The sequence below is a fragment of the Actinacidiphila cocklensis genome, from assembly GCF_907177275.1.
GTDB lineage: Bacteria > Actinomycetota > Actinomycetes > Streptomycetales > Streptomycetaceae > Actinacidiphila > Actinacidiphila cocklensis.
Window position 1 is genome coordinate 166320 of sequence record NZ_CAJSLV010000001.1, and the last position, 20195, is coordinate 186514.

Here is a 20195-nt window from a genome sequence, read left to right on the forward strand (position 1 = left end):
AACCTCCGTCCGGCGCCGTCACACCACGCCGTTGAGCAGACTGTCTCAGTTGTGCAGGTCGTGCAGGATCACGCCCTGCACGACCCGGTTGACCTCGCCCGAGGGGAACGGCTGGTCCGGGCGGATCCCGCCGGCGAGCGAGGCGCGCAGCGCCACGAGCTGGGCGTACACCACGGCCGGCAGGGCCAGGGCGACGTCCTCGACGCCGTCCAGGGCCGGCACCTCCCAGCCGTCGGCGGTACCGGCGTCCCGCTGTGCGCCGGAGGCCGCGGCGACCGTCACGACGCTGCCCGCGGGCAGGTTCCCGCGCAGTTCGGCGGCGATGTCCAGGTCGTACTGGCGGGTGTAGGGGTCGTTCGACACGTACACCACGACGACGGTGCCCGCGTTGAGTACGGCCTTGGGCCCGTGGCGGAACCCCAGCGAGGACTCGGCGCCGGCCACCAGCGTGCCGCCCGTGAGTTCGAGCACCTTGAGCGCCGACTCGCCGGCGAGGCCCTTCAGCGCCCCGCTCCCCAGGTAGACGATCCGCTCGGGCGCGCGGGACAGCAGCGCGCCGACGGTCCGCTCCACGTTGGCGTCGTCGAGGATCGCCTCGGCCGCCCGCGCCAGGCGCTCGGTGACCCCCTGGTACGCCTCGCCGCCGAGGGCGAGCAGGGCGGCGAGCGTCATGCAGGTGAAGCTCGACGTCATGGCGAAGCCCTGGTCGTTCGCCGCGGCGGGCATCAGCAGCACGTGCGAGGAGGGGCGTTCCGCGTGGCCGCGAGCCAGGCTGCCCTGCGCGTTGCAGGTGATCACGAGGTGGTGCACCTCGGAGAGCACCTGGTCGGCGAGATCCGTGGCGGCCACGCTCTCGGGGCTGTCGCCCGACCGCGCGAAGGACACCAGCAGCGTGGGCACGTCCTCCGCGAGGCATCCGCGGGGGTCGGCGACCAGGTCGGTGGTGGCGACCGCGTCGACGCGCAGCCCCAGCCGCCGGGCCAGTGCCGCCTGGAGTACCTGTCCTGCGAAGGCGGAGGTCCCGGCGCCGGTGAGTACCACGCGCAGGTCGCCGCGGGCCGTGAGCGGGCGCAGGAAGGCGTCCAGCGTCTGCCGGGAGGCCGTCACGATCTGCTCCACCTCCCGCCACAGGGCGGGCTGCTGCGCGATCTCACGGACGGTGTGGGTGGCCCCGTTGTCGGCGACGGGGCTGGTGGAGAGGGAAGTCACACGAGTTCCTTGCGGTTCGGGTCGCAGGCGCGGCTGTAGGCGCGCAGGACGTCACGGACGCGGTCGACGGCCAGCTCGCGCGGCCGGGGGGCGAGTTCTCCCCGGCGTACACGGGCGTACTGGTCGGGAAGATGCGCGCTGAGCAGAGGCAGCGGGATGTCCACGGCCGCCAGGTTGTCGAGCAGGCGTGCCTGGGCACGGCCGATCTCCGGGTCGGGCCAAAAGTAACGCAGCCGGTCGCTGTAGCTGTAGCGGCGGGCGAGGCGCTGCTCGGCCGGGTCTCCGGGGTAGTAGCCCTCCCACAGGGCGGGCTCCGCGAGCATCCGCCGCTCGACGACCTCGGGGAGGCGGGAGCACTCGCCGGCCGGCACCAGCTCCTCCTCGATCGCGGCGAGGGCGAACAGCGCCTCGCGCAGCGCGAAGGTCAGGCCCGGGCCGACCTTCAGCACCGCCCAGTGGTCCTCGACCAGCGCGGTCAGCGCCTCGACGGTCTGGTAGTCGGTCGAGTGCGCCTCGAAGACCATCGCGGGTTCCTTGTCGAGGACGGTGCGCAGTTCCGCGGTCAGCTCCCGCCGGTAGTCGACCACCCGCAGGTGGTCGAACTCGACGGCGGGCTGGACGACCAGGGCCATGACGCGCGGCCAGACGTCCTCGACGCCGTGCAGCGCGAACGCCTTGCGGTGCTGCTCCAGGGTCGTGCGGGCCGCATCGGCGGTGGTGGGCAGGAGGGCGCCCAGCTCCTCGTGGGCGCCGCCGGGGGTCGGGACCTCGGTCCCGATCACGTACCGGATCCGGCCGGCCCCCTGCGGACCGGCCGCGTCCTCGGCGGCCCGGATCAGCTGCGCGGCGCGCTCCGCGACCAGGTCGTCGGTGAGCGGGGTGGGATCGCCCTGGCAGGCGAAGCTGCAGTCCAGGTGGATCTTGGTGAAACCGGCGCTCACGTATGCGGCCACCAGGGCGCGGGCCTTCTCCATCGCCGCGTCCGGCGGCAGTGCCCGCCACCGGTTGGGTCCGAGGTGGTCCCCGCCCAGGATCACGCGGTCCAGTTGCAGACCACCCTCGATCGCTATGCGGTGCACCAGGTCGCGGAAGTCCGCGGGCCGCATGCCGGTGTAGCCGCCGTACTGGTCGACCTGGTTGGAGGTCGCCTCGACCAGCAGGTGGTCGCCGCTTTCCAGCGCCTGCTGGACGGCGGCCTCGATGACCAGTGGATGGGCGGAGCACACGGAGGTGATGCCCTGGGCCAGTCCGGCTTTCTGCCGACTGACCACTTCGTCCAGTGAACTCCGCATTACCTGCTCCTTGCGCGATATCGCCATACTTTGGGGCTTTCGCCCCGAAGTTCGAGCTGGAATGAACCGTACTGGCATCATGCATGGCCGTCAATGGTCGTCATCTGGTATGCTTCTGGTATGACTGCTTCCGAGGACCACTCCTCGCCTCTCCCTCGGGGCCTGCTGGCCGATGGCGCGCTGCCCCTGTACGCCCGGGTCGCCGCGCGCCTGTGGGACGACATCGCGGCCCACGGCGCGCGGACCGGCGACCGGCTGCCCTCGGAGCGCACCCTGGCGACGCGGTACGGTGTGTCGCGCGTCACCATGCGCGCCGCGCTCACCGAGCTGGCCGCCCGGGGCATGGTGGAGTCCGCCGCGGCCCGCGGGTGGTTCGTCACCCGGCACGCGGAGGCCCCGAGCCCCGGCCGTACCGAGCCCGCGGACGTGCCCGGCGCAGGCACCGTCGAGGGCTTCGCCGACTACGCGGCCAAGCACGGTCTGACCACCCGCAGCCGCGTCCTGCAGTCCGCCGTCCGGCCGGCGACCGTCAGCGAGGCGGAGAAGCTGCGCATCGCCCCCGGCGCCACCCTGTTCGAGATGCGGCGGCTGCGCTCCATCGACGGCCAGGTCGTCGTGGTGGAGCACAACCGCCTTCCGCTGGCGCTGTGTCCGGCCCTCGCAGAGACCGACTTCACCACCGCGTCCCTGTTCGCGACCCTGCGCCGCGCCGAGCCGCCGCAGCTGCCACGGCTCGCGGAGTACTCGGTGGAGGCGCGGGTGCCGGACCCCACCGAGCGCGAGCTCCTGGAGATCACCGACGCCACGCCGGTGCTCTACGCCCTCCAACTCGCCTTCAACCAGGACGGCCGCCCCCTGGAACTCACCCTCGCCGTCTACCGCGGCGACCGCTACCGCTTCCAGGGCTCGATCACGTCGTAGGCGGGTGGGCCGCCGTCACGCCAGTGCGGTGGTCAGCCAGGTGTGGGACGCGCCGGGGGTGGGGTGGGAAGGGCCGGTGATGCGGGTGACCAGGTCCCAGTAGTGGTCGATGCGGGGGTCGGCGGCCAGGACGGCGGCCAGGTGGCGGCGGAAGGCCGCGGTGTCGCGGACCTGCTGGGAGGTCGCGTAGGCGGCGACGAAGCAGTCCAGGGCCTCGCCCGCGTGGGGTGCGCGCCCGGCCCGCAGGTGGGGGGCGGCCAGGGCGTACGCCTCTTCCAGGCCCTGGTACAGCACAGCGGGCCGGTGGCCGGTGCCGCTGCGGTGGGCCGCGGGCTGGCCGCTGCCGGTGCGGCCCGCGCAGTCGGCGGAGACGAAGGCGTGCAGCCGGGCGAAGGCGAGCGCCTGCTCGGGTGTCGGGTCGTCAGGGGGCTGCGGGACGGCCAGTTCGAGGACGCGCGAGACGGTCCGCGCGGGCATCCGCGGAGGCAGCCAGCGCCGCCAGAAGCGCGCCATGGCGGCGGTGCCGGGCGGCGCCCCGGTCGCGACCACCGCGCCGAGCAGCCGCAGGCGTTCCGCCCGCTCCTCGGGGCCGCAGTCGTACAGGAGTTGCAGGGCGGTCTCCTGCCAGCGCAAGGCCGCCAGCCGCGTGCCGACGTCACGCAGCCGGCCGGCGACCGCGTCCTCCCACGCGCCACCGCGGGTGGGCTCGTCCTCGCCCAGGACGCGGGCGACCTCGGGCACGGCGAGCCCGAGCGCCCGCAGCGAGCGGATCGTACGGAGCCGGTCCAGCGCCTCGGGACCGTATCTGCGGTGGCCGCCTGCGCTGCGGTGCGCCTCGGGCAGGAGGCCGCGGTCGGAGTAGAACCGCACGGTCTTGACGGTGACGCCGGCCTTCCCGGCCAACTCGCCGATGCTCCACAGGTGGTCGGGCGGCATGGCTTGAACCTCCCTCCGGGGGAGTTCCTACGGTACCGGCGGACCGGGGCGCGGGAAGGACGCGCGGACGGCGAGCGGAGAGGACGAGGACATGGCGGCTGGTACGGCGTTCATCCTGGTGCCGGGCCTGCACACCGGCGGGTGGATCTGGCAGGACGTGGCAGCGCGGCTGCGCGAGGCGGGAGCGGAGGCGCACGCGCTGACGCTCACCGGCATGGACGGGCGGGGCGGGGGGCAGGCCGGGGGGCGTGCCGGCGGAGTAGGCGCCGACCTGGAGGCGCACATCGCGGACGTGCTGCGGGCGGTGGAGGCCGCGGACGCCGCCGAGGTGGTGCTCGTCGGCCACTGCTACGGCGTCCACCCGGTGGTGGGCGCGGCGGACCGGCTGCCGGACCGGGTCGCGCGGATCGTCCTGGTGGACACCCCGATGCCGCAGGACGGCGACATTCCGGCCGCGCTCGTCCCCGCACAGGCGGTGCGCGACAAGCTGCTGCGGCGGATCGCCGCGGGGCAGGAGGGCACCGCGGCAAGGGAGTTGGCCCCTCCGCAGGACGAGGCGTGGCGCGAGTGGGGCAGCTTCGAGGGCCTCGGCCCGGCGGAGGCGGCCGAGCTGGCCGGGCGGGCCGTGCCGCAGCCGTGGGGGACGCTGGCGCAGCCGCTGCGGCTGAAAGGGGAGGCGTCCGGCGCCGTGCCGGTGACCGGCGTGCTGTGCACCGCGAACGGGTCGACCCTGGCGATGGTCGAGCAGGTGCTCGCGCTCGGCGACCCCCGGTTCGGCTATCTCGCCGCCCCGTACATGAGCTACCTGGAAATGGCCACGGGACACTGGCCGATGCTGTCGGAGCCGGACGCGGCGGCCCGGGTCCTGCTGCGTGCCGCGGCGGGCGAGGGGACCGCCGCGCGCGGGCCGTCCGCGGCCGGACCGCCCTCGTATCTGCGGCCGTTCCTGATCGACGTGCCGGAGCGCCCGCGTGAGCGGGTGGGGCGGGTGGACCTCCACCTGCCCGAAGGCGACGGGCGCCGCCCCGCCGTGGTGTTCGTGCATGGCGGACCCGTGCCGGAAGGCACACGGCCGACCCCGCGCGACTGGCCCGCCTTCCTCGGCTACGCCCGCCTCGTCGCGGGCCTCGGCGCGGTCGGCGTCACCGTGGACCACCGGCTGCACGACGTCGCCGACTTCGCCCGGGCGGCCCAGGACGTCCAGGACGCGGTGGCGCTCGTACGGGCGCACCCCCGGGTGGACGCCGACCGGGTGGCGCTGTGGTTCCTGTCCACCGGCGGGCTGCTCTCGGCGGACTGGCTGGCCGCCCCGCCGCCCTGGCTGCGCTGCCTCGCGCTGACGTACCCGCTGCTGACACCCCTGCCGGGCTGGGGAGTCGACCGGCGCTTCCACCCGGTGCGGGCCGTGCGGGGGAGCGGGCGGCTGCCGGTCGTGCTGACCCGGGTGGGCCGCGAGCGCCCCGAATTCGCCGCGACGGTCGAGGACTTCCTCGCGGCGGCGGACTCCGCCGGTGTGGGCGTACGGGTCGTGGACGTGCCGTCGGCGGAGCACGGCTTCGAGACGTTCGACGACTCCGGCGACGCCCGGCGCGCGGTCGAGGAGGCGGTCCGTGCGGTCGTGGCACGCCTCGGCCCCGGAGCTGGGGCGGGTGGACACCCATCGGTCGGCACGACGCCTCAAATGTGAGGCGCCTCACATTCACCGTTCCTCACACGTATCTCGTCGCACGTGTTCTGCTCTCTGTGGATACATTGCCAACCCAAGTGTCTTTGCATCGGTAGGCGGAGCATGAGCGCACGACATGAGTACAGAGGCCTGCGAGTGGGGCTGACGAGCCTCACGGTCGCGGCGGGCTGCCTGCTGGCCCTGCTGACGGGCGTCGCGTTCGCCGTCCTGCTGTGGGCGGTGTCCGAGGCGGACAGCTCGGCCGCGGGTGCCGACTGCGACCACGCCGTGCTCGCGGCGGTCGTGGGACTCACGGCGTCGACCGCGCTCGGTGCCGGCTTCACGGTGCTCCAGCACCGCGCGGTGGTACGTCCGGTGCGCGGGGCGAAGGCCGCCGCGGAGCAGCTCGCGGGCGGTGACCTGAGCGTGCGGATCGTCCCCAGCAAGGTGGCGGAGATCGGGGCGCTGGGCACCTCCTTCAACACGATGGCGGCCTCGCTGCAGGACAGCCGCAGACGCGTCATGGAGAGTGTCGAAGCCGTGCAACGGCGTACGGCCCGGGACCTGCACGACGGAGCGCAGCAGCGTCTCGTGAGCCTGATGATCGGGCTCCGGCTGGCCCGGGAGCTGCTGGCCGACGCGGACCCGGCCGCGATCGACCTGCTGGACCAGTCGATCGACAACGCCCAGACGGCGATCAACGAACTGCGGGAGCTCGCCTCGGGCATCTACCCGCTCGTGCTGACGGTGAAGGGGCTGGCGCCCGCGGTGCAGGACCTGGCGGCCCGGTGCCCGGTGCCCACCGTCGTCGTCGAGAGCGGGGACGGGCGCAGGACCTGCCCGGCCGTCGAGTCGAACGCGTACTTCGTGGTGGCCGAGGCGGTGACGAACGCGGTCAAGCACGCCCGGGCGTCCAGGATCGACGTCTGCCTGGAGTTCGGTGAGGTGCTGCGGATCAAGGTGGCCGACGACGGCGTCGGGGGTGTGTGCCCGGCCTCCGCCGGCAGCGGGATGACCGGGCTGGCGGACCGGGTGGCGGCCTTCGACGGGAAGCTGGCCATCGACTCGCCGCCCGGCGGCGGCACCACGATCCAGGTCCAGATCCCGGTGCCGGCCACCGCCTGACCCCCCGCGCGGTCGTGGTCACTCCTCGCGTACGGCTCCGGCGGTCGTGACCCGGGCGATGCGGTAGACCTCCGCCTCCTCCAGCGTCTCGTGCTCCAGCAGCGCCGCGGCCAGGTCGTCCAGCCGCGTGCGGTGCTCCTCCAGGGTGCGGCAGGCCTCGGCGTGGCACTCCTCGACGATGCGGCGGGCCTCGCTGTCGACCAGGTCCAGGGTCTGCGGGGCGGCGGACATCCCGTACGGCTGCTCGCTGTCGGCGGGCAGCACCGAAAGATGCCCCACCCGGTCGCTCATGCCCCACCGCGCCACCATCCCGCGGGCGATGCCGGTGACCTGCTCCAGGTCGTTCTCGGCGCCGGTGGTGATCACCCCGTACACGACCCGCTCGGCCGCCATGCCACCGAGCGCGCCGATGATCCGGCCGCGCAGGTACTCCTCGGTGTACGCGTACCTGTCGGCGTCCGGGGTGGACAGGGTGACGCCGAGGGCACGGCCGCGCGGCACGATGGTGATCTTGCGGACGGGGTCGGCACCCGGCTGGAGCATGCCGAGCAGGGCGTGGCCGCTCTCGTGGTAGGCGGTACGCCTGCGTTCCTCCTCGGGCATCACCAGCGGTCGCCGCGCGCCGAGTTGGACCTTCTCCAGGGCGTCGGACAGGTCCTGCGCCGTGACACGGCCCCGGTCGCGCTTGACTGCGAGCAGCGCCGCCTCGTTGGCGAGGTTGGCCAGCTCGGCGCCGGTCATCCCCGGCGTGGTGCCGGCGACCTGGGCGAGGTCCACGTCAGGCGCGAGCGGCATGGAGCGGGTGTGGATGCGCAGGATGGCCTCGCGCCCGCCGCGGTCGGGCGGGGAGACGGTCACCACCCGGTCGAACCGGCCCGGCCGGGTCAGCGCGGCGTCCAGGATCTCGGCCCGGTTCGTCGCGGCGACCACGACGACGCCGTCGGAACCGGTGAAGCCGTCCATCTCGGTGAGGATCTGGTTGAGCGTCTGCTCGCGTTCGTCGTGGCCGCCCACCGCGGAGCCGGTACGGGCCCGGCCGATGGTGTCGATCTCGTCGATGAACACGATCGAGGGCGCCACCTTGCGGGCCTCGGTGAACAGTTCCCGCACCCGTGAGGCGCCCACGCCGACGATCATCTCGATGAACTCCGACGCGGAGGCGGAGAAGAAGGGCACCCCGGCCTCGCCCGCCACCGCACGTGCCAGCAGCGTCTTGCCCGTGCCGGGAGGACCGGCGAGCAGCACGCCGCGAGGCATCTTCGCGCCCATCCGGCGGTAGGCGTCCGGGCGCCTGAGGAAGTCGACGACGTCGTTCAGCTCGCCCTCCACCTCGTCGATGCCGGCCACGTCGGCGAAGCTGGTACGTCCCCGCTCGGCCTCCACCGGCTTGGGCGGCTTGCGGCCCAGGATCCCGCCCACCCCGCCGGCTCCCCGGTTCGCCCTGCGGGCCACGAACAGCCATATGGCGATCAGCAGCGCGGTCGGCACCAGCGACACCAGCAGCGACTGGCCCAGGCCCGGTCCCTGCGACACCGGCTCGGCGGAGACCGACACCTTCTTCAGCGTGATCTCGCGCCACAGCTGGCCGGAGTCGGCGAAGGCGGGCTTGTACGTCTTGAAGCGCACGTACGTGGCACCGCCGGGCGTCTTCCCCGCCTGCTTCAGGGTGCCCTGGATCTGCGAACCGCGCGAGTAGACCGTTGTGACGTTGCCCGAGTCCAACTGGGCGGTGAAGGCGGTGTAGTCGACGGACGTGGTGCCGTCGCCGTGCATGGTGTCGTAGGCCAGGCCGGTCGCCAGGTAGACGGCGACGAGGATCACCACCTGGGCCAGGCAGCCCAGGCGGCGCCGCCGGCGGTCAGGTGCCGGCGGCCGGCCCGGCACGCCTTCGGAGCGCCAGGGGGACTGCGGGTCGTGTCGGGGTGGTGCGGGTGCGGTCATCGGGTTCTCCTCAGTGGGGGTGGTGCTCATCGGCAGGGAAAGGGGGGCGGGTCATCGGGCCGGCGTGTCCTGCTGCCCGGCCGCGTCCTCGGCGCCCCTGCTCAGGCGCCGGCGCTGACTGTCGGACAACCCGCCCCAGACTCCGTAGGGTTCGCCGTGTCGCAGGGCGGTGGCCGCGCAGATGTCGGCCACGGCGCACCGGCCGCAGACCCGGCGCGCCCGCTCCTCCCGCTCGCGACGTGCCCGGCCCCGCTCTCCGGGCGGCGAGAAGAAGGTGGAGCTGCTCATGCCGCGGCAGGCAGCGCTCTGCTGCCACTGCCAGTCGCTGGTCAGGGGGCGTCGTCGGTCTCGCACGGTCGTCCTTCCTCTCCCGCCGACGGCCGATTCCGTCCCGGGGCACATGTGTGAGATGGCTGGAACACGTAGTGGTGTCGGTCGGGTCGCAGGCGGCGGGGCCGCTGCGGCCTGCCCGCGGGCGGGCCGCTCGGGCATGTCATTCCGCCAGCTGCACCAGCTCGTCCCAGTCGACCCCGTTCAGCTCCGCCCCCTTCGGGGTCATGGTGTAGGTCGCGGCGAGCCACATCGCGACCGGTTCCGCGGGGATCTCGAACAGCGCCGTGCGCAGGCCGCCCACCCGGACGCAGAAGGAGCGCGGCCTGCCGTCGCGGGCGTACACCGGCCACAGCACCACGTCCCCCTCGCCCGACCGGCAGGTCAGGCCCTCCGCGAGCAGGTCCCGGGAGAAGACCCAGCGCACCGGGTGCTCGCCGGTGGCGTCCAAGGCGAGTGCGACGGCCAGCGGGTCCCGGGTGTCGTACGAGAGCTCGCACGTCAGCCGCAGGGCGAGGGAGGGGATCACCCACTGGGTGATCCCCAGCGAGAGGTGGCACTTCGTCATGGTCGCCTTCCTCAAGGACTCGGCCGGTCGACCGGCCTTCATACGTGTGTTGCCATGCGCCGCCCGGACGGCGGCGCATGTCGGTCGACGGGGCGCGGAACGCGCGGGAGCGCTGTTCGGCGGCGATGAACGCCGCCGGGAACCGGCGGATCCAGCGCTCAGTCTCGGGGCACAGCGCGTCGGGGTCTGTCGTGCGTTCCCTCGTGCTACCGCGGGACTCCCACGCTCCTCTGTAGGGCACACCCCACACACACCTGCGGCAGACCGGTGACGTACATGTATACACGAAACCTGCACACGTATACGCTGCCGTCATGAACCAACCACTGCGGGCGGTGCTCGGTGAGGACCAGCCGATCGTGCGCGAAGGCATCGCGGCCGTACTCGGCAGGGCCGGCATCGACGTCGTCGAGGCCGTCGACAACGCGGTGGACCTGGTCCGTGCCGCCGGGGAACACCGCCCCGACGTGGTCATCACCGACATCCGCATGCCGCCGGCCCACGAGGCGGACGGCCTGCGCGCGGTGCAGAGGATCCGGGCGGCGCGTCCGGAGACCGCCGTCATCGTCTTCTCCCAGTTCCTCGACGCCTCCTACGCGCTCGACCTGGTCGGGGACGACCCGAGCGGGGTGGGCTACCTGCTCAAGGAGAAGGTCGCCAGCCCGCAGGTCCTCATCGACGCCGTCGAACGGGTCGTGGCCCGCGACTCGGCCCTCGACCCGGACGTGATCTCGGCCCTGCTGGGCCGCAGACGCCCCGAGGACCCGCTGGCCGCGCTGACCCCGAAGGAGCGGCAGGTCCTGGCGCTGATGGCCGAGGGCAACAGCAACACCGGGATCTCCGAGAAGCTCTTCGTGAGCGTCGCCGCCGTGGAGCGCCACGTGACCGGCATCTTCATGAAGCTGGGGCTCGGCCAGACGGCGTCCCGGCACCACCGGCGCGTGCTGGCGGTGCTGCGATACCTCGGGCAGTAGCGGAATCCTGCCGCGCCGGACCGGCCGTCAGGGTGCGGCCGGGGCGAACAAGCTCAGCAGATCCGCGTCGAACAGCCGGTCCTTGGCGACGAAGGACGTGATCCCTGCTCCCCGCAGTTCCTCCGGCGACCAGAGCGACCTGTCGGTGGAGGTCAGGACGATCCGCGGCGGGTCGTCCTGCCCGGACACCTGACGGGCCAGGGCCAGCCCGTCCAGGTCGGGCAGGTGGAGGTCGATCAGCAGCCCGTGGGGACGGTGTGCCCGCACCGCGGCCAGCGCCGAGGCGCCGTCCCCGGACTCCGCCACGACGCTCAGGCCCCGGGCTGTCAGCAGCGTCGTGGCGATGCGGCGGAATCCGGCGTCGTCGTCGACGACGACGATGTTGATGCACATGGGACCCAGCATGCCCAGGACTCTCGGGGGCGGACCATAGGGGAAGCCCTACGGTTTGTGCGGCGCGGGCGCGGGAGCGGGCGCTGGGGCTGGGGCTGGCGCTGGGGTGTCACCAGCCGCCTCGGCGTCCCGTACCTCCTGTGCTGCCGCCTGCGCCAGGCCGCTCGCGGCGCGCAGCGGGGTCTCCTTGATGAACAGCGTCACCAGGAGGGCGACCAGGGCGACGGGGGCGACGTACATGAAGATGTCGCCGATGCCGTGGCCGTAGGCGCTCTCCAGCCAGGTGCGGACCTGGCCCGGCAGCGTCTCCAGGTCCGGCAGCTGCCCGCCGCCGGAGGCCTTCGAGGCCGCCACCTGGTCCTGCGCGCTGAGCCGGCCGACGCTCTCGCTCCCGTAGTGGCCGATCCGGCTGGTGAGAACCGCTCCGAGTACCGAGACGCCGACCGCACCGCCGAGCGAGCGGAAGAAGGTCACCACGGAGGACGCGGCACCCAGGTCGCCCGGCGCCACCTGGTTCTGCGTGCACAGCACGAGGTTCTGCAGGGTCGTGCCCAGACCGAGACCCATCAGCGTCATGCACAGCGCGACGAACAGGTACGGGGTGTCGTAGCGGAGCATGCCCAGCAGGGCCGTGCCCGCCGTCAGCAGGACGCCGCCGGTCAGCAGCCAGCCCTTCCACCTGCCGGTACGGGTGATGATCCGGCCGGAGACCGTGGAGGAGACGAACAGGCCGGCGATGAGCGGGATCGTCATCACGCCCGACCTCGTCGGGGAGTCGCCGCGCGCCAGCTGGAAGTACTGGCTGAAGAAGACCGTGCCCGCGAACAGCGCGAGCCCGACGAACAGCGAGGCGACCGACGCGAGGGCGATGGTGCGGTTGCGGAACAGCCGCAGCGGGACGACCGGTTCACTCGCCCTGCTCTCGACGAGCAGGAAGACGAGCGCCAGCGCGACCGACACGCCGACCAGCGTGTACGTCTGCCAGGACAGCCAGTCGTACTTGTCCCCCGCGAAGGTGACCCAGACCAGCAGCAGGCACACGGCCGCGGTGACGAAGAAGGCGCCCGCCCAGTCGACCCTGACCTGGCGTCTGAGCACCGGCAGGTTCAGCGTCCGCTGGAGCACGACCAGCGCGACGAGTGCGAAGGGGATGCCGACCAGCAGGCACCAGCGCCAGCCGAGCCAGCTGGTGTCGGTGATGACACCGCCGAGCAGCGGGCCGCCGACGGTGGCGACGGCGAAGGTGGCGCCGAGGTAGCCGGAGTAACGGCCGCGCTCCCGCGGCGAGATCATCGCGGCCAGCACGACCTGCGCCAGCGCGGACAGGCCGCCGCCGCCCAGGCCCTGGACGACCCGGGCGCTGATCAGCGTCGCGGGGTTCCGCGCCACACCGGCCAGCAGGGAACCGGCGATGTAGATGACCAGCGCCGACTGGACCAGGACCTTCTTGCTGAACTGGTCCGAGAGCTTGCCCCACAGCGGGGTCGACGCGGTCACCGCCAGCAGCGACGCGGTGACGACCCAGGTGTAGGCGCTCTGGCCGCCGCCGACGTCGTTGATGATCCTCGGCAGCGCGTTGGTGACGACCGTCGAGGAGAGGATGGCGGCGAACAGGCCGAGCAGCAGTCCGGACAGCGCGCGCATGATCTGCGCGTGGGTCATCGGCGCGGCGGTGGAACCTCCTGCCGGGCGGGAGTGCGCCGGCACACGTACCTGCGGGGTGCTTGTCATGGGGAGTGTCTTTTCTTACGTAGTGACAGCGGGTCAGTGCAGGATCCGCCGGGCGACATTGGTGGTGACCAGGTCGAGCAGTTCCTCGCCCCGGCCGGACAGCACCGTGCGGATCGCGTAGAGGGTGAAGCCCTTGGCCTGCTCGACCGTGACCGCGGGCGGCACGGACAGCTCCTGGCGGGCGGTCATGACCTCGACCAGCGCCGGCCCGTCGTGGGCGAAGGCGCCCCGCAGCGCGTCCTCCAGGTCGCCGGGCCGCTCGACCCGGCGGGTCCACAGCCCGATCGCGGCGGCGACCTCGGCCAGCTGCGGATTGTCCAGCTCGGTGGCGTAGTTGACGATGCCGGCGGCCTTCATCTCCAGCTCGACGAAGTTCAGCGAGCCGTTGTTGAACACGACGATCTTGACGGGCAGCCGGTTCTGCCGGAGCGTGAACAGCTCCCCGAGGAGCATGGTGAGCCCGCCGTCGCCCGACAGCGAGACAACCTGGCGGCCCGGATGCGCCGCCTGCGCACCCACCGCGTGCGGCAGGGCGCAGGCCATGGTGCCGTGGTTGAAGGAGCCGACCAGCCGGCGGCGCCCGTTGAACGTCAGATAGCGGGCCGCCCACACCACGGGCGAGCCGACGTCGACGGTGAAGACCGCGTCCTCGTCCGCGAGTCGGTCGATGGTGCTCGCGACGAACTGCGGGTGGATGGGGGTGCGTTCGTGGTCGTTGACGGCGAGCGCGTCCAGCGACCTGCGGGTGCGGGCGTAGTGGGCGAGGGCGCGGTCGAGGTGGTCGCGGCGGGTCTTGGCGGTCAGCAGGGGCAGCAGCGCGGGCAGGGTGTCGCGCACGCTGCCCACCAGCGGGAGGTCGACGCGGGTGCGCCGGCCGATCTGCTCGCCGCGGATGTCGAGCTGCACGACCTTCGCGCCGCTCGGATAGAACTGCCGGTAGGGGAAGTCGGTGCCCAGCATGAGCAGGGTGTCGGCCTCCTCGATCGCCTTGTAGCCGGAGGCGAAGCCGAGCAGGCCGGTGAGACCGACGTCGTAGGGGTTGTCGTACTCGACGTGCTCCTTGCCGCGCAGGGCGTGGACGACGGGAGCCTTGAGGGTCTCGGCCAGCTCGACCAGGTCGTCGTGGGCGCCTGCCGCGCCGGCGCCCGCCAGGATCGTCACCTTCTCGGCGGCGTTGAGCAGCCCGGCGGCCTCGCCCAGCGCGTCGTCGTCCGGACGGACGACGGTCCCCGAGGGACGCACCACCGCCGGGAGCAGGCCACGCGCGGTCTTGGCGAGGAAGATCTCACCGGGGACGACCACGACGGCCACGCCCCTGCGTTCCACCGCCGCCCGCATCGCCATCTGCAGGATCCGGGGACCGGACTCCGGGCTGGTGACGGTCTCCGCGTACACGCTGCAGCCGGCGAAGAGCTCCTGCGGGCGGGTCTCCTGGAAGTACCCCGAGCCGATCTCGGCACCGGGTATCTGGGCGGCGATGGCGAGAACCGGCACCCGGCTGCGCTGGGCGTCGAAGAGCCCGTTGATCAGGTGCAGGTTGCCGGGGCCGCAGCTGCCGACGCACACGTTCAGCTCGCCGGTCAGCCCGGCCTCGGCGGCGGCAGCCAGGGCCGCGCTCTCCTCGTGCCGCACATGTACCCAGTCGACGCCGTCGTCCCGGCGTATGGCGTCGGTCAGACCGTTGAGCGAGTCGCCGGGCAGACCGTACAGGCGCCGCACGCCGGAGGCTTTGAGCGAGGCGATGACGTGTTCAGCGAAGGTGGGCATACGGGTGCCCTTTCTCGGTCATTGGCGCATCCGGTGTGACAGGCCCGACGCGGGCGGGACCCGCCCTTGCTTGGGGAGTCGCCGCAGGTGGCGTGGCCTCGACCAGTCTCCGGAACCGGCAGTGCGCACACATCAGTCGGATGACTGCCGCACCTGCCCGGAACCCCTCGGGCACCTCGGACGGACGACTGCAGGCCCCGGCCGCCGCCCGGAGCAGATACGTGTCACGCGGCCGCCGGTGACCACCCGCGGCCACCTGGTGACAGTGGGGCACGTGATCACGCTGTGCCCCCGCGCGCTCCTACAATGGCGGCACCGGCGGAGGGAAAGGCGGTGACCGGTGGGTTTCACCGATGCGCTGCATAGGGGATCGCAGGACCACCTGCTGGGCCGCGACCGCGACCTTCGGCACATCTTCGGCGCGCTGGAGGGCGACGCGGGCGGTGCGTTGCTGCTGTCAGGGCAGCCCGGCGTCGGCAAGTCCGCGGTGCTGGACACCGTCGCCGCGGCGGCGGCCGGGGACGGGTTCCGTGTGCTGCGCGCGGCGGGTGCGGAGTTCGAGGCGGACGTCAGCTACTCGGTGCTCAACCAGCTCCTGCTCCCGTTGCACGGTGCCCTCGCCCGGCTCAGCGCCTCCGACAGGGAGGCGATGAGCGTCGCGCTGGGCTTCGGGGCCGGACCGCCCCCCGACCGGCTGGTCGTCTGCAACGCCGCGCTGGCCCTTCTGCGGTCGCAGGCCCACGGGACCCCCCTGCTGCTGGTCGTGGACGACCTCCCCTGGGTGGACCGGGCCACCGCCGCCGTCCTCGGGTTTCTCGCCCGGCGGCTGCCGGGCAGCGGCATCCGGTTTCTCGCCGCCTCCCGCACCGGTGTGGACAGCTTCTTCGACGGCGGCGGACTGCCGTCGTACGAGTTGCGGGGCCTGGACACGGACTCCGCTGCCCGCCTTGTCGACCTGCGCTTCCCCGACCTGGCGCACCCGGTGCGCCGGCGCCTGCTGGACGCCGCGCAGGGAAACCCGCTGGCGCTGCTCGAACTGCCCGGCGCCCTGCGCGCGGACCAGCGCCGCGCCCAGGAGGTCCTGCCGACCGTGCTCCCGCTGGGCGAGCGCCTCCAGTCGCTGTTCGTCTCCCGCGTCCGCTCCCTGCCCGCCGCGACCTGCACCCTTCTGCTGCTCGCCACCCTGGACGGCACCGGTGACCTCGGGGTGCTGTCCGCCGCGGCCCGGGCGACGGACGGCGACGCGGACCTGCGGGACCTGGATCCCGCCGAGCAGGACGGGCTCGTGCGCGTGGACGACTCCCCGCGCCGGCTGGTGTTCCGGCACCCGCTGATCATGTCGGCAGTGGTCGCCGCGGCCACCAGCAGCGCGCGCCGGGCGGCCCACCGGGCGCTGGCACAGGTCCTGGTCGACAAGCCGGAGCAGCGGGCCTGGCACCTGGGAGAGGCGACGCTGCAGCCCGACGAGGAGGTGGCCCTCCTGCTAGGGTGACGGCGCGCCGCATCCTGGACCGGGGGGACGCCGTGGCCGCGATCGCGGCGCTCACCCGGGCTGCGGACCTCAGCCCGCTGGACACCGACCGCGCGCGCCGGCTGGCGGAGGCGGCCTACGTCGGCGCCGAGGCCATCGGCGCGCTGCGCAGCGCGTCGGAACTGCTGGAGGACGCCTGGCGGGCGGACCCCGGGCACGGTGCGTCCCTGCGCTCGGCGACCGCCGCGGTGCAACTCGTGCTGAACAGCGACGGTGACCTCGCGACGGCCCACCGCCTGCTGGTCGGTGCGATCGAAAGGGGCGACCACGGCTACGACGCCGAGGACCCGGCACTCAACGACGCGCTGCACTTCCTGCTGCTGCTGTGCAACTACGGTGCGCGCGAGGAGCTGTGGGCGCCCTACTACGCAGCCGTCTCCCGGCTGCGCCCCGCCCCGCCGCCGCTGCTGCTGGTGGCCGCGCGTACCTGGGGCGACCCGGCGCATGTCGACGCGGCGACGCTGCGTGAGCTGGACGAGATCATCGACGGCGCGTCGAGGGAGCCCGATCCGGCCCGGGTCGTCCGGGTGGGAACCGCCGCGCTGTACCCGGACCGGCTGGCGGCTGTACGCGAGGCGGCCTGGAGACTGGTCCGGCAGGGCCGCGAGGGCGGCCCGGTACGGCGGCACATCGGCGCCCTGCTGCACCTGTGCCTGGACGACTACCACCGGGGCAGGTGGTCCGAGGCCCTGGAGCTGTCGGAGGAGGGACTGAGACAGTGCGCCGAGTCCGGGTACACCGTGTGCACCTGGTTCTTCCAGTACACCAAGGGCCTGGTGACCGCGTCCCGGGGCGACACGCAGACCGCGCACGCGCTCGCGGACGCGATGACGAACTGGGCGGCGCCGCGCGGGATCCGGGAAGCCGTCCACTGCGCCCGGCACGTGCAGGTCCTCGCGGACATCGCCGACGGCAACTTCGACGCGGCGTACGGCCACGTGAACGACATCAGCCCGGCGGGAAGCTTCCCTCCGTACGTCGCCCACGCCTCCTGGGTCTTCTTCGACCTGGTGGAGGCCGCGGTGCGCACCGACCGGCGCGCGGAGGCCGCCGCACACGTGCGTGCCCTGCGCGAGACGAACGTCGCAGGGCTCTCGACCCGGCTCGCCCTGCTGGCCGCCGGCGCCGAGGCCCTCGCCACCGAGGACGACGCCCGCTCGGCCCGCCTCTTCACCGAGGCGCTGACCGCGCCCGACGTGGACCGGTGGCCGTTCGACCTGGCCCGGGTGCGCCTGGCTCAGGGGGAGCGGCTGCGCAGGTCCCGTGCGTTGTCGGAGTCCAAGGCTCCGCTCGCGGCGGCGCTGAAGGCCTTCGAGCACCTGGACTCACCGGCCTGGGCGGAACGCGCCCGCAAGGAGCTGCGGGCGGCCGGCCAGGTCATCCCGCACCCGGACGGCCCCGTCGCGGCCGAACTCACCGCGCAGGAGCAGCAGATCGCGGAGTTCGCCGCCACCGGCCTGACCAACAAGCAGATCGCCGAGCGCCTGTTCATCTCCCACCGCACCGTGGCCGCGCACCTCTACCAGATCTATCCCAAGCTCGGCATCGCGTCCCGGGTGGCACTGCGGGACGCGCTGCGCCGGCAGGACAGCGAGTAGTACGCCGGGTGCTCTAGCCCGAAGCTGACGTGGAGGTCCCACGCGTCCCGCAGGGTCTGGACCGGGTCGTCGCCGGTGAGCAGCGCCGCCTTGGCTTCCAGGTGGCGGCTGATGCCGTGCTCGGCGGCCTCTTCGAGCAGGTCATACCCGGCCTCCGTCACTGGCTTGACGGGTGACGCGGACTCTTGCCATGATGTCGTCACCACCTGAGCCGGTGACACGGAACGTGTCCTCGCCGGGGGAGCCACGAGTTTTTCGACCAGATGGGGAGCACAGTCATGGCAGTCACCTACACCGCCGTTGTCGACGTCGACGGAGAGGGCCGCAACGGCGGTCACGTGCGCTCTTCCGACGGTCTGCTGGAGACCGGCCTCGCCCTCCCCAAGGAGCTCGGCGGGGCGGGCACCGCGACCAACCCCGAGCAACTGCTGGCCGCCGGCTGGGCCGCCTGCTTCCTCGGCGCCGTCCGGCGGGCCGCCACCCTGCGCAAGATCCGGTTGACCAGCACGTCGATCACCGCTGAGATCACCCTCACCCACGGCGACGACGGCGAGTTCGCCCTCTCCGCGGTCCTCAGCCCCGTCCTCGGCGGCGTGGACCAGGCAACCGCCGAGGAACTGGTGCAGGCGGCCCACCAGATCTGCCCGTACTCCAAGGCCACGCGGGGCAACGTCCCCGTCACCCTCCACGCCGGCACCGCGGCCTGAGCCGTCCGCTGGCAACGAAGTACGGCTGCGACTGTTCGAGACGAGGCGCGACTCATGACCACCGCACACGACCTGACGCTCATCACCCTCGCCCTGCCCCCCGACCAGCCCGTGGAGCAGGGCGACCTGTCCCTGGCGCTCGCCGGGGCCGAGGCGGTCGACCTCCTGGAGGCTGGGGCGCTGACCCTGGACGGCGACCGCATGGTGCCCGGCCCGCAGACGGCGACGGGCGACCGGCTGCTGGACGAGGCGGCCGCCTCGGTCTCCCGGCACGAGCCGTACGAGACGGTCGAGGACTGGCTGTGGCGCCGCGGCCGCGATCTGGCCGCGGTCTACGTCGACGACCTGGCGAGGTCCGGGCTCGTCATGCACCCGCGCAGGCACCGGTTCCGGCTGGGGTCGGAGCGGACCGTGCTGGTCGACTCGCCGGCGCGGAGCCGTGCCGAGGAACGCCGGGCGAAGGGGGAGCCCGTCCTCACCGCCCTGATCGCAGAGACGGGGATCGGGGCAGACTCCGCCGAGCCCGACGGGCGCACCGCAGGGGACGCGGTCACGACGGTGCTGGCCGCCGTCGGTGAGGCGGTGACCCAGCTGGAGGCACTGCGGCTGCGGCGGGACATGGAGAACGCCGCGTTCGACAACATGTGGCGAGGCTGATCGCTCCCCGGGCGGAGCGCCGCGTCCCGGCCGCCGCAGCGCTCCGCCCGCCGCGCTGCGGCGGTGCCGCGCTCTAGCGAGGGGCGGACGTGATGACGGTGTACATCACGGAGCGCTGCTGCTTGTGCCGCTGGAGGTTTCCCTTGGCGACCAGGGATTCGAGGGTGTTGCGCACCACCTGAGGTGTGGGGCTGCGGTCCGGGTGCTTCGTCATGAGCTCGTCGCGCAGTTCCTTCGCCGGCCGCGGTTCGTCGTGGCCGCCGAGCAGGTCCAGCAGGAGGTCGCCGAGCAGGGGCTGGCGCGGCTTGCGCTTCGCACCGGCCTTCGCCGGGGTGCCGGCCGAGGCGGCTCGGGCGGGTGCCGAGCGCCGCGAAGTCCCCCCGGCGGGTGCCTGCTTCGCCTTCCTGACGACGACCTCGTCCTGCAGCTGCTCGGGCAGCCGCGACGCGTCCGCGAAACCCTCGTAGCGCTCGGCGAGGCTGAGGATCTCTCCCAGGAGCGCCTCCTCCTGCTTCAACACCGCGAGCCTCTCCGCCAGCTCCTGCTGTCGCCGACGGTTCTCCTCCAGGTCCGACTCGGCCTGAGCTACGTACCGCGACCGGAGCGCGGCAGCTGATCGGCTGGTCACAACCGTTCACTCCCTCAATATGGATGACATTGGGCATGATACCCACGTCGAGGTGTTCTGATCCTCTCACCGGTGTCCTCCACGAACACGTATCGTGGACGGGCCGATCCTGAACATGTTCCGTGCGATTGCTTCACGCCGATCACATGTGCTTTCCTTGGCACACGTGGTCCCGGTCCGGAGCAGGGGCGGTCCAGGACACCATGGCCACGTCTCTCACC

General features: G+C 72.9%; 16 protein-coding genes and 2 pseudogenes. 7 read left to right on the forward strand and 11 right to left on the reverse strand.

Translation table 11 applies throughout. The annotated features are described in order from the left end of the window. Nucleotides 1–45 precede the first annotated feature (45 nt). Both NFU81_RS00595 and NFU81_RS00600 read right to left on the reverse strand, forming a co-directional pair. Nucleotides 46–1209, reverse strand: a complete 1164-nt coding sequence (locus NFU81_RS00595; protein WP_251483616.1) for an SIS domain-containing protein — start codon at nt 1207–1209, stop codon at nt 46–48. Next, a complete protein-coding gene (locus NFU81_RS00600) occupies nt 1206–2501 on the reverse strand; it encodes a D-tagatose-bisphosphate aldolase, class II, non-catalytic subunit (RefSeq protein ID WP_251483617.1) in 1296 nt (431 codons plus the stop codon). Before NFU81_RS00600 ends, NFU81_RS00595 begins: the two co-directional genes overlap by 4 nt. Nucleotides 2502–2621: 120 nt before the next feature. Between NFU81_RS00600 and NFU81_RS00605 the strand changes: the two genes are divergently transcribed. Beyond that, a complete protein-coding gene (locus NFU81_RS00605) occupies nt 2622–3422 on the forward strand; it encodes a GntR family transcriptional regulator (RefSeq protein ID WP_251483618.1) in 801 nt (266 codons plus the stop codon). 15 nt (nt 3423–3437) lie between these two features. Here NFU81_RS00605 and NFU81_RS00610 read toward each other — a convergent pair whose 3' ends face one another. Beyond that, nucleotides 3438–4358, reverse strand: coding sequence for a helix-turn-helix domain-containing protein (locus tag NFU81_RS00610; RefSeq protein ID WP_251483619.1), 921 nt, complete (start codon nt 4356–4358; stop codon nt 3438–3440). A 91-nt stretch (nt 4359–4449) separates the two neighbouring features. Here NFU81_RS00610 and NFU81_RS00615 point away from each other — a divergent pair, with 91 nt between their 5' ends. After that, a complete protein-coding gene (locus NFU81_RS00615; RefSeq protein ID WP_251483621.1) occupies nt 4450–6045 on the forward strand; it encodes an alpha/beta hydrolase in 1596 nt (531 codons plus the stop codon). Nucleotides 6046–6147: 102 nt separating this feature from the next. Further along, nucleotides 6148–7149: a sensor histidine kinase gene (locus NFU81_RS00620; protein ID WP_251483623.1), complete on the forward strand. Its 1002-nt coding sequence runs from the start codon at nt 6148–6150 to the stop codon at nt 7147–7149. An 18-nt stretch (nt 7150–7167) separates the two neighbouring features. Here the strand turns inward: NFU81_RS00620 and ftsH are convergent, their stop codons facing one another. The 3 genes from ftsH to NFU81_RS00635 all read right to left on the reverse strand — a co-directional run bounded on the left by ftsH (nt 7168) and on the right by NFU81_RS00635 (nt 9988). After that, a complete protein-coding gene (ftsH, locus tag NFU81_RS00625) occupies nt 7168–9090 on the reverse strand; it encodes an ATP-dependent zinc metalloprotease FtsH (protein ID WP_251483626.1) in 1923 nt (640 codons plus the stop codon). A gap of 51 nt (nt 9091–9141) precedes the next feature. Then, nucleotides 9142–9444, reverse strand: coding sequence for a WhiB family transcriptional regulator (locus tag NFU81_RS00630; RefSeq protein WP_274037397.1), 303 nt, complete (start codon nt 9442–9444; stop codon nt 9142–9144). 139 nt (nt 9445–9583) lie between these two features. Beyond that, a complete protein-coding gene (locus NFU81_RS00635) occupies nt 9584–9988 on the reverse strand; it encodes an SsgA family sporulation/cell division regulator (protein ID WP_251483628.1) in 405 nt (134 codons plus the stop codon). A 314-nt stretch (nt 9989–10302) separates the two neighbouring features. On the opposite strand from NFU81_RS00635, the gene NFU81_RS00640 reads away from it, so the two are divergent. Continuing rightward, nucleotides 10303–10962, forward strand: a complete 660-nt coding sequence (locus tag NFU81_RS00640) for a response regulator transcription factor (RefSeq protein ID WP_251483630.1) — start codon at nt 10303–10305, stop codon at nt 10960–10962. A 27-nt stretch (nt 10963–10989) separates the two neighbouring features. Here NFU81_RS00640 and NFU81_RS00645 read toward each other — a convergent pair whose 3' ends face one another. The 3 genes and pseudogenes from NFU81_RS00645 to poxB form a co-directional block, all read right to left on the reverse strand. Next, on the reverse strand, nt 10990–11367 hold the full coding sequence (locus NFU81_RS00645) for a response regulator (protein WP_251483631.1): 378 nt from the start codon (nt 11365–11367) through the stop codon (nt 10990–10992). Between the two features lie 63 nt (nt 11368–11430). Beyond that, nucleotides 11431–13017 (reverse strand): annotated as a pseudogene (locus NFU81_RS00650) (MDR family MFS transporter); the annotation flags it as partial. Nucleotides 13018–13119: 102 nt separating this feature from the next. After that, entirely contained in the window at nt 13120–14853 is a 1734-nt protein-coding gene (gene poxB / locus NFU81_RS00655; RefSeq protein WP_251483632.1) for a ubiquinone-dependent pyruvate dehydrogenase, read from the reverse strand. Between the two features lie 340 nt (nt 14854–15193). Between poxB and NFU81_RS41140 the strand changes: the two are divergent. Further along, nucleotides 15194–17982: pseudogene (locus NFU81_RS41140) on the forward strand (AAA family ATPase). On the opposite strand, the gene NFU81_RS00665 reads toward NFU81_RS41140, so the two are convergent. Continuing rightward, nucleotides 17913–18143, reverse strand: coding sequence for a hypothetical protein (locus NFU81_RS00665; protein ID WP_251483633.1), 231 nt, complete (start codon nt 18141–18143; stop codon nt 17913–17915). The pseudogene NFU81_RS41140 and the gene NFU81_RS00665 sit on opposite strands and share 70 nt — an antisense overlap. Nucleotides 18144–18260: 117 nt before the next feature. Here NFU81_RS00665 and NFU81_RS00670 point away from each other — a divergent pair, with 117 nt between their 5' ends. Beyond that, entirely contained in the window at nt 18261–18689 is a 429-nt protein-coding gene (locus tag NFU81_RS00670) for an organic hydroperoxide resistance protein (protein ID WP_251483634.1), read from the forward strand. A gap of 54 nt (nt 18690–18743) precedes the next feature. Continuing rightward, on the forward strand, nt 18744–19346 hold the full coding sequence (locus NFU81_RS00675) for a GOLPH3/VPS74 family protein (RefSeq protein WP_251483636.1): 603 nt from the start codon (nt 18744–18746) through the stop codon (nt 19344–19346). Between the two features lie 73 nt (nt 19347–19419). Here the strand turns inward: NFU81_RS00675 and NFU81_RS00680 are convergent, their stop codons facing one another. After that, complete coding sequence (locus tag NFU81_RS00680) at nt 19420–19974, reverse strand: hypothetical protein (protein ID WP_251483638.1); 555 nt, start codon at nt 19972–19974, stop codon at nt 19420–19422. Nucleotides 19975–20195: the final 221 nt, after the last annotated feature.

Bases quoted from the DNA above. Each gene is read 5' to 3' on its own strand.
- NFU81_RS00600 (WP_251483617.1), bottom strand. From the start codon at position 2,501: ATGCGGAGTTCACTGGACGAAGTGGTCAGTCGGCAGAAAGCCGGACTG.
- NFU81_RS00605 (WP_251483618.1), top strand. From the start codon at position 2,622: ATGACTGCTTCCGAGGACCACTCCTCGCCTCTCCCTCGGGGCCTGCTG.
- NFU81_RS00610 (WP_251483619.1), bottom strand. From the start codon at position 4,358: ATGCCGCCCGACCACCTGTGGAGCATCGGCGAGTTGGCCGGGAAGGCC.
- NFU81_RS00615 (WP_251483621.1), top strand. From the start codon at position 4,450: ATGGCGGCTGGTACGGCGTTCATCCTGGTGCCGGGCCTGCACACCGGC.
- NFU81_RS00620 (WP_251483623.1), top strand. From the start codon at position 6,148: ATGAGCGCACGACATGAGTACAGAGGCCTGCGAGTGGGGCTGACGAGC.
- ftsH (WP_251483626.1), bottom strand. From the start codon at position 9,090: ATGACCGCACCCGCACCACCCCGACACGACCCGCAGTCCCCCTGGCGC.
- NFU81_RS00635 (WP_251483628.1), bottom strand. From the start codon at position 9,988: ATGACGAAGTGCCACCTCTCGCTGGGGATCACCCAGTGGGTGATCCCC.
- NFU81_RS00640 (WP_251483630.1), top strand. From the start codon at position 10,303: ATGAACCAACCACTGCGGGCGGTGCTCGGTGAGGACCAGCCGATCGTG.
- NFU81_RS00645 (WP_251483631.1), bottom strand. From the start codon at position 11,367: ATGCTGGGTCCCATGTGCATCAACATCGTCGTCGTCGACGACGACGCC.
- poxB (WP_251483632.1), bottom strand. From the start codon at position 14,853: ATGCCCACCTTCGCTGAACACGTCATCGCCTCGCTCAAAGCCTCCGGC.
- NFU81_RS00670 (WP_251483634.1), top strand. From the start codon at position 18,261: ATGGCAGTCACCTACACCGCCGTTGTCGACGTCGACGGAGAGGGCCGC.
- NFU81_RS00675 (WP_251483636.1), top strand. From the start codon at position 18,744: ATGACCACCGCACACGACCTGACGCTCATCACCCTCGCCCTGCCCCCC.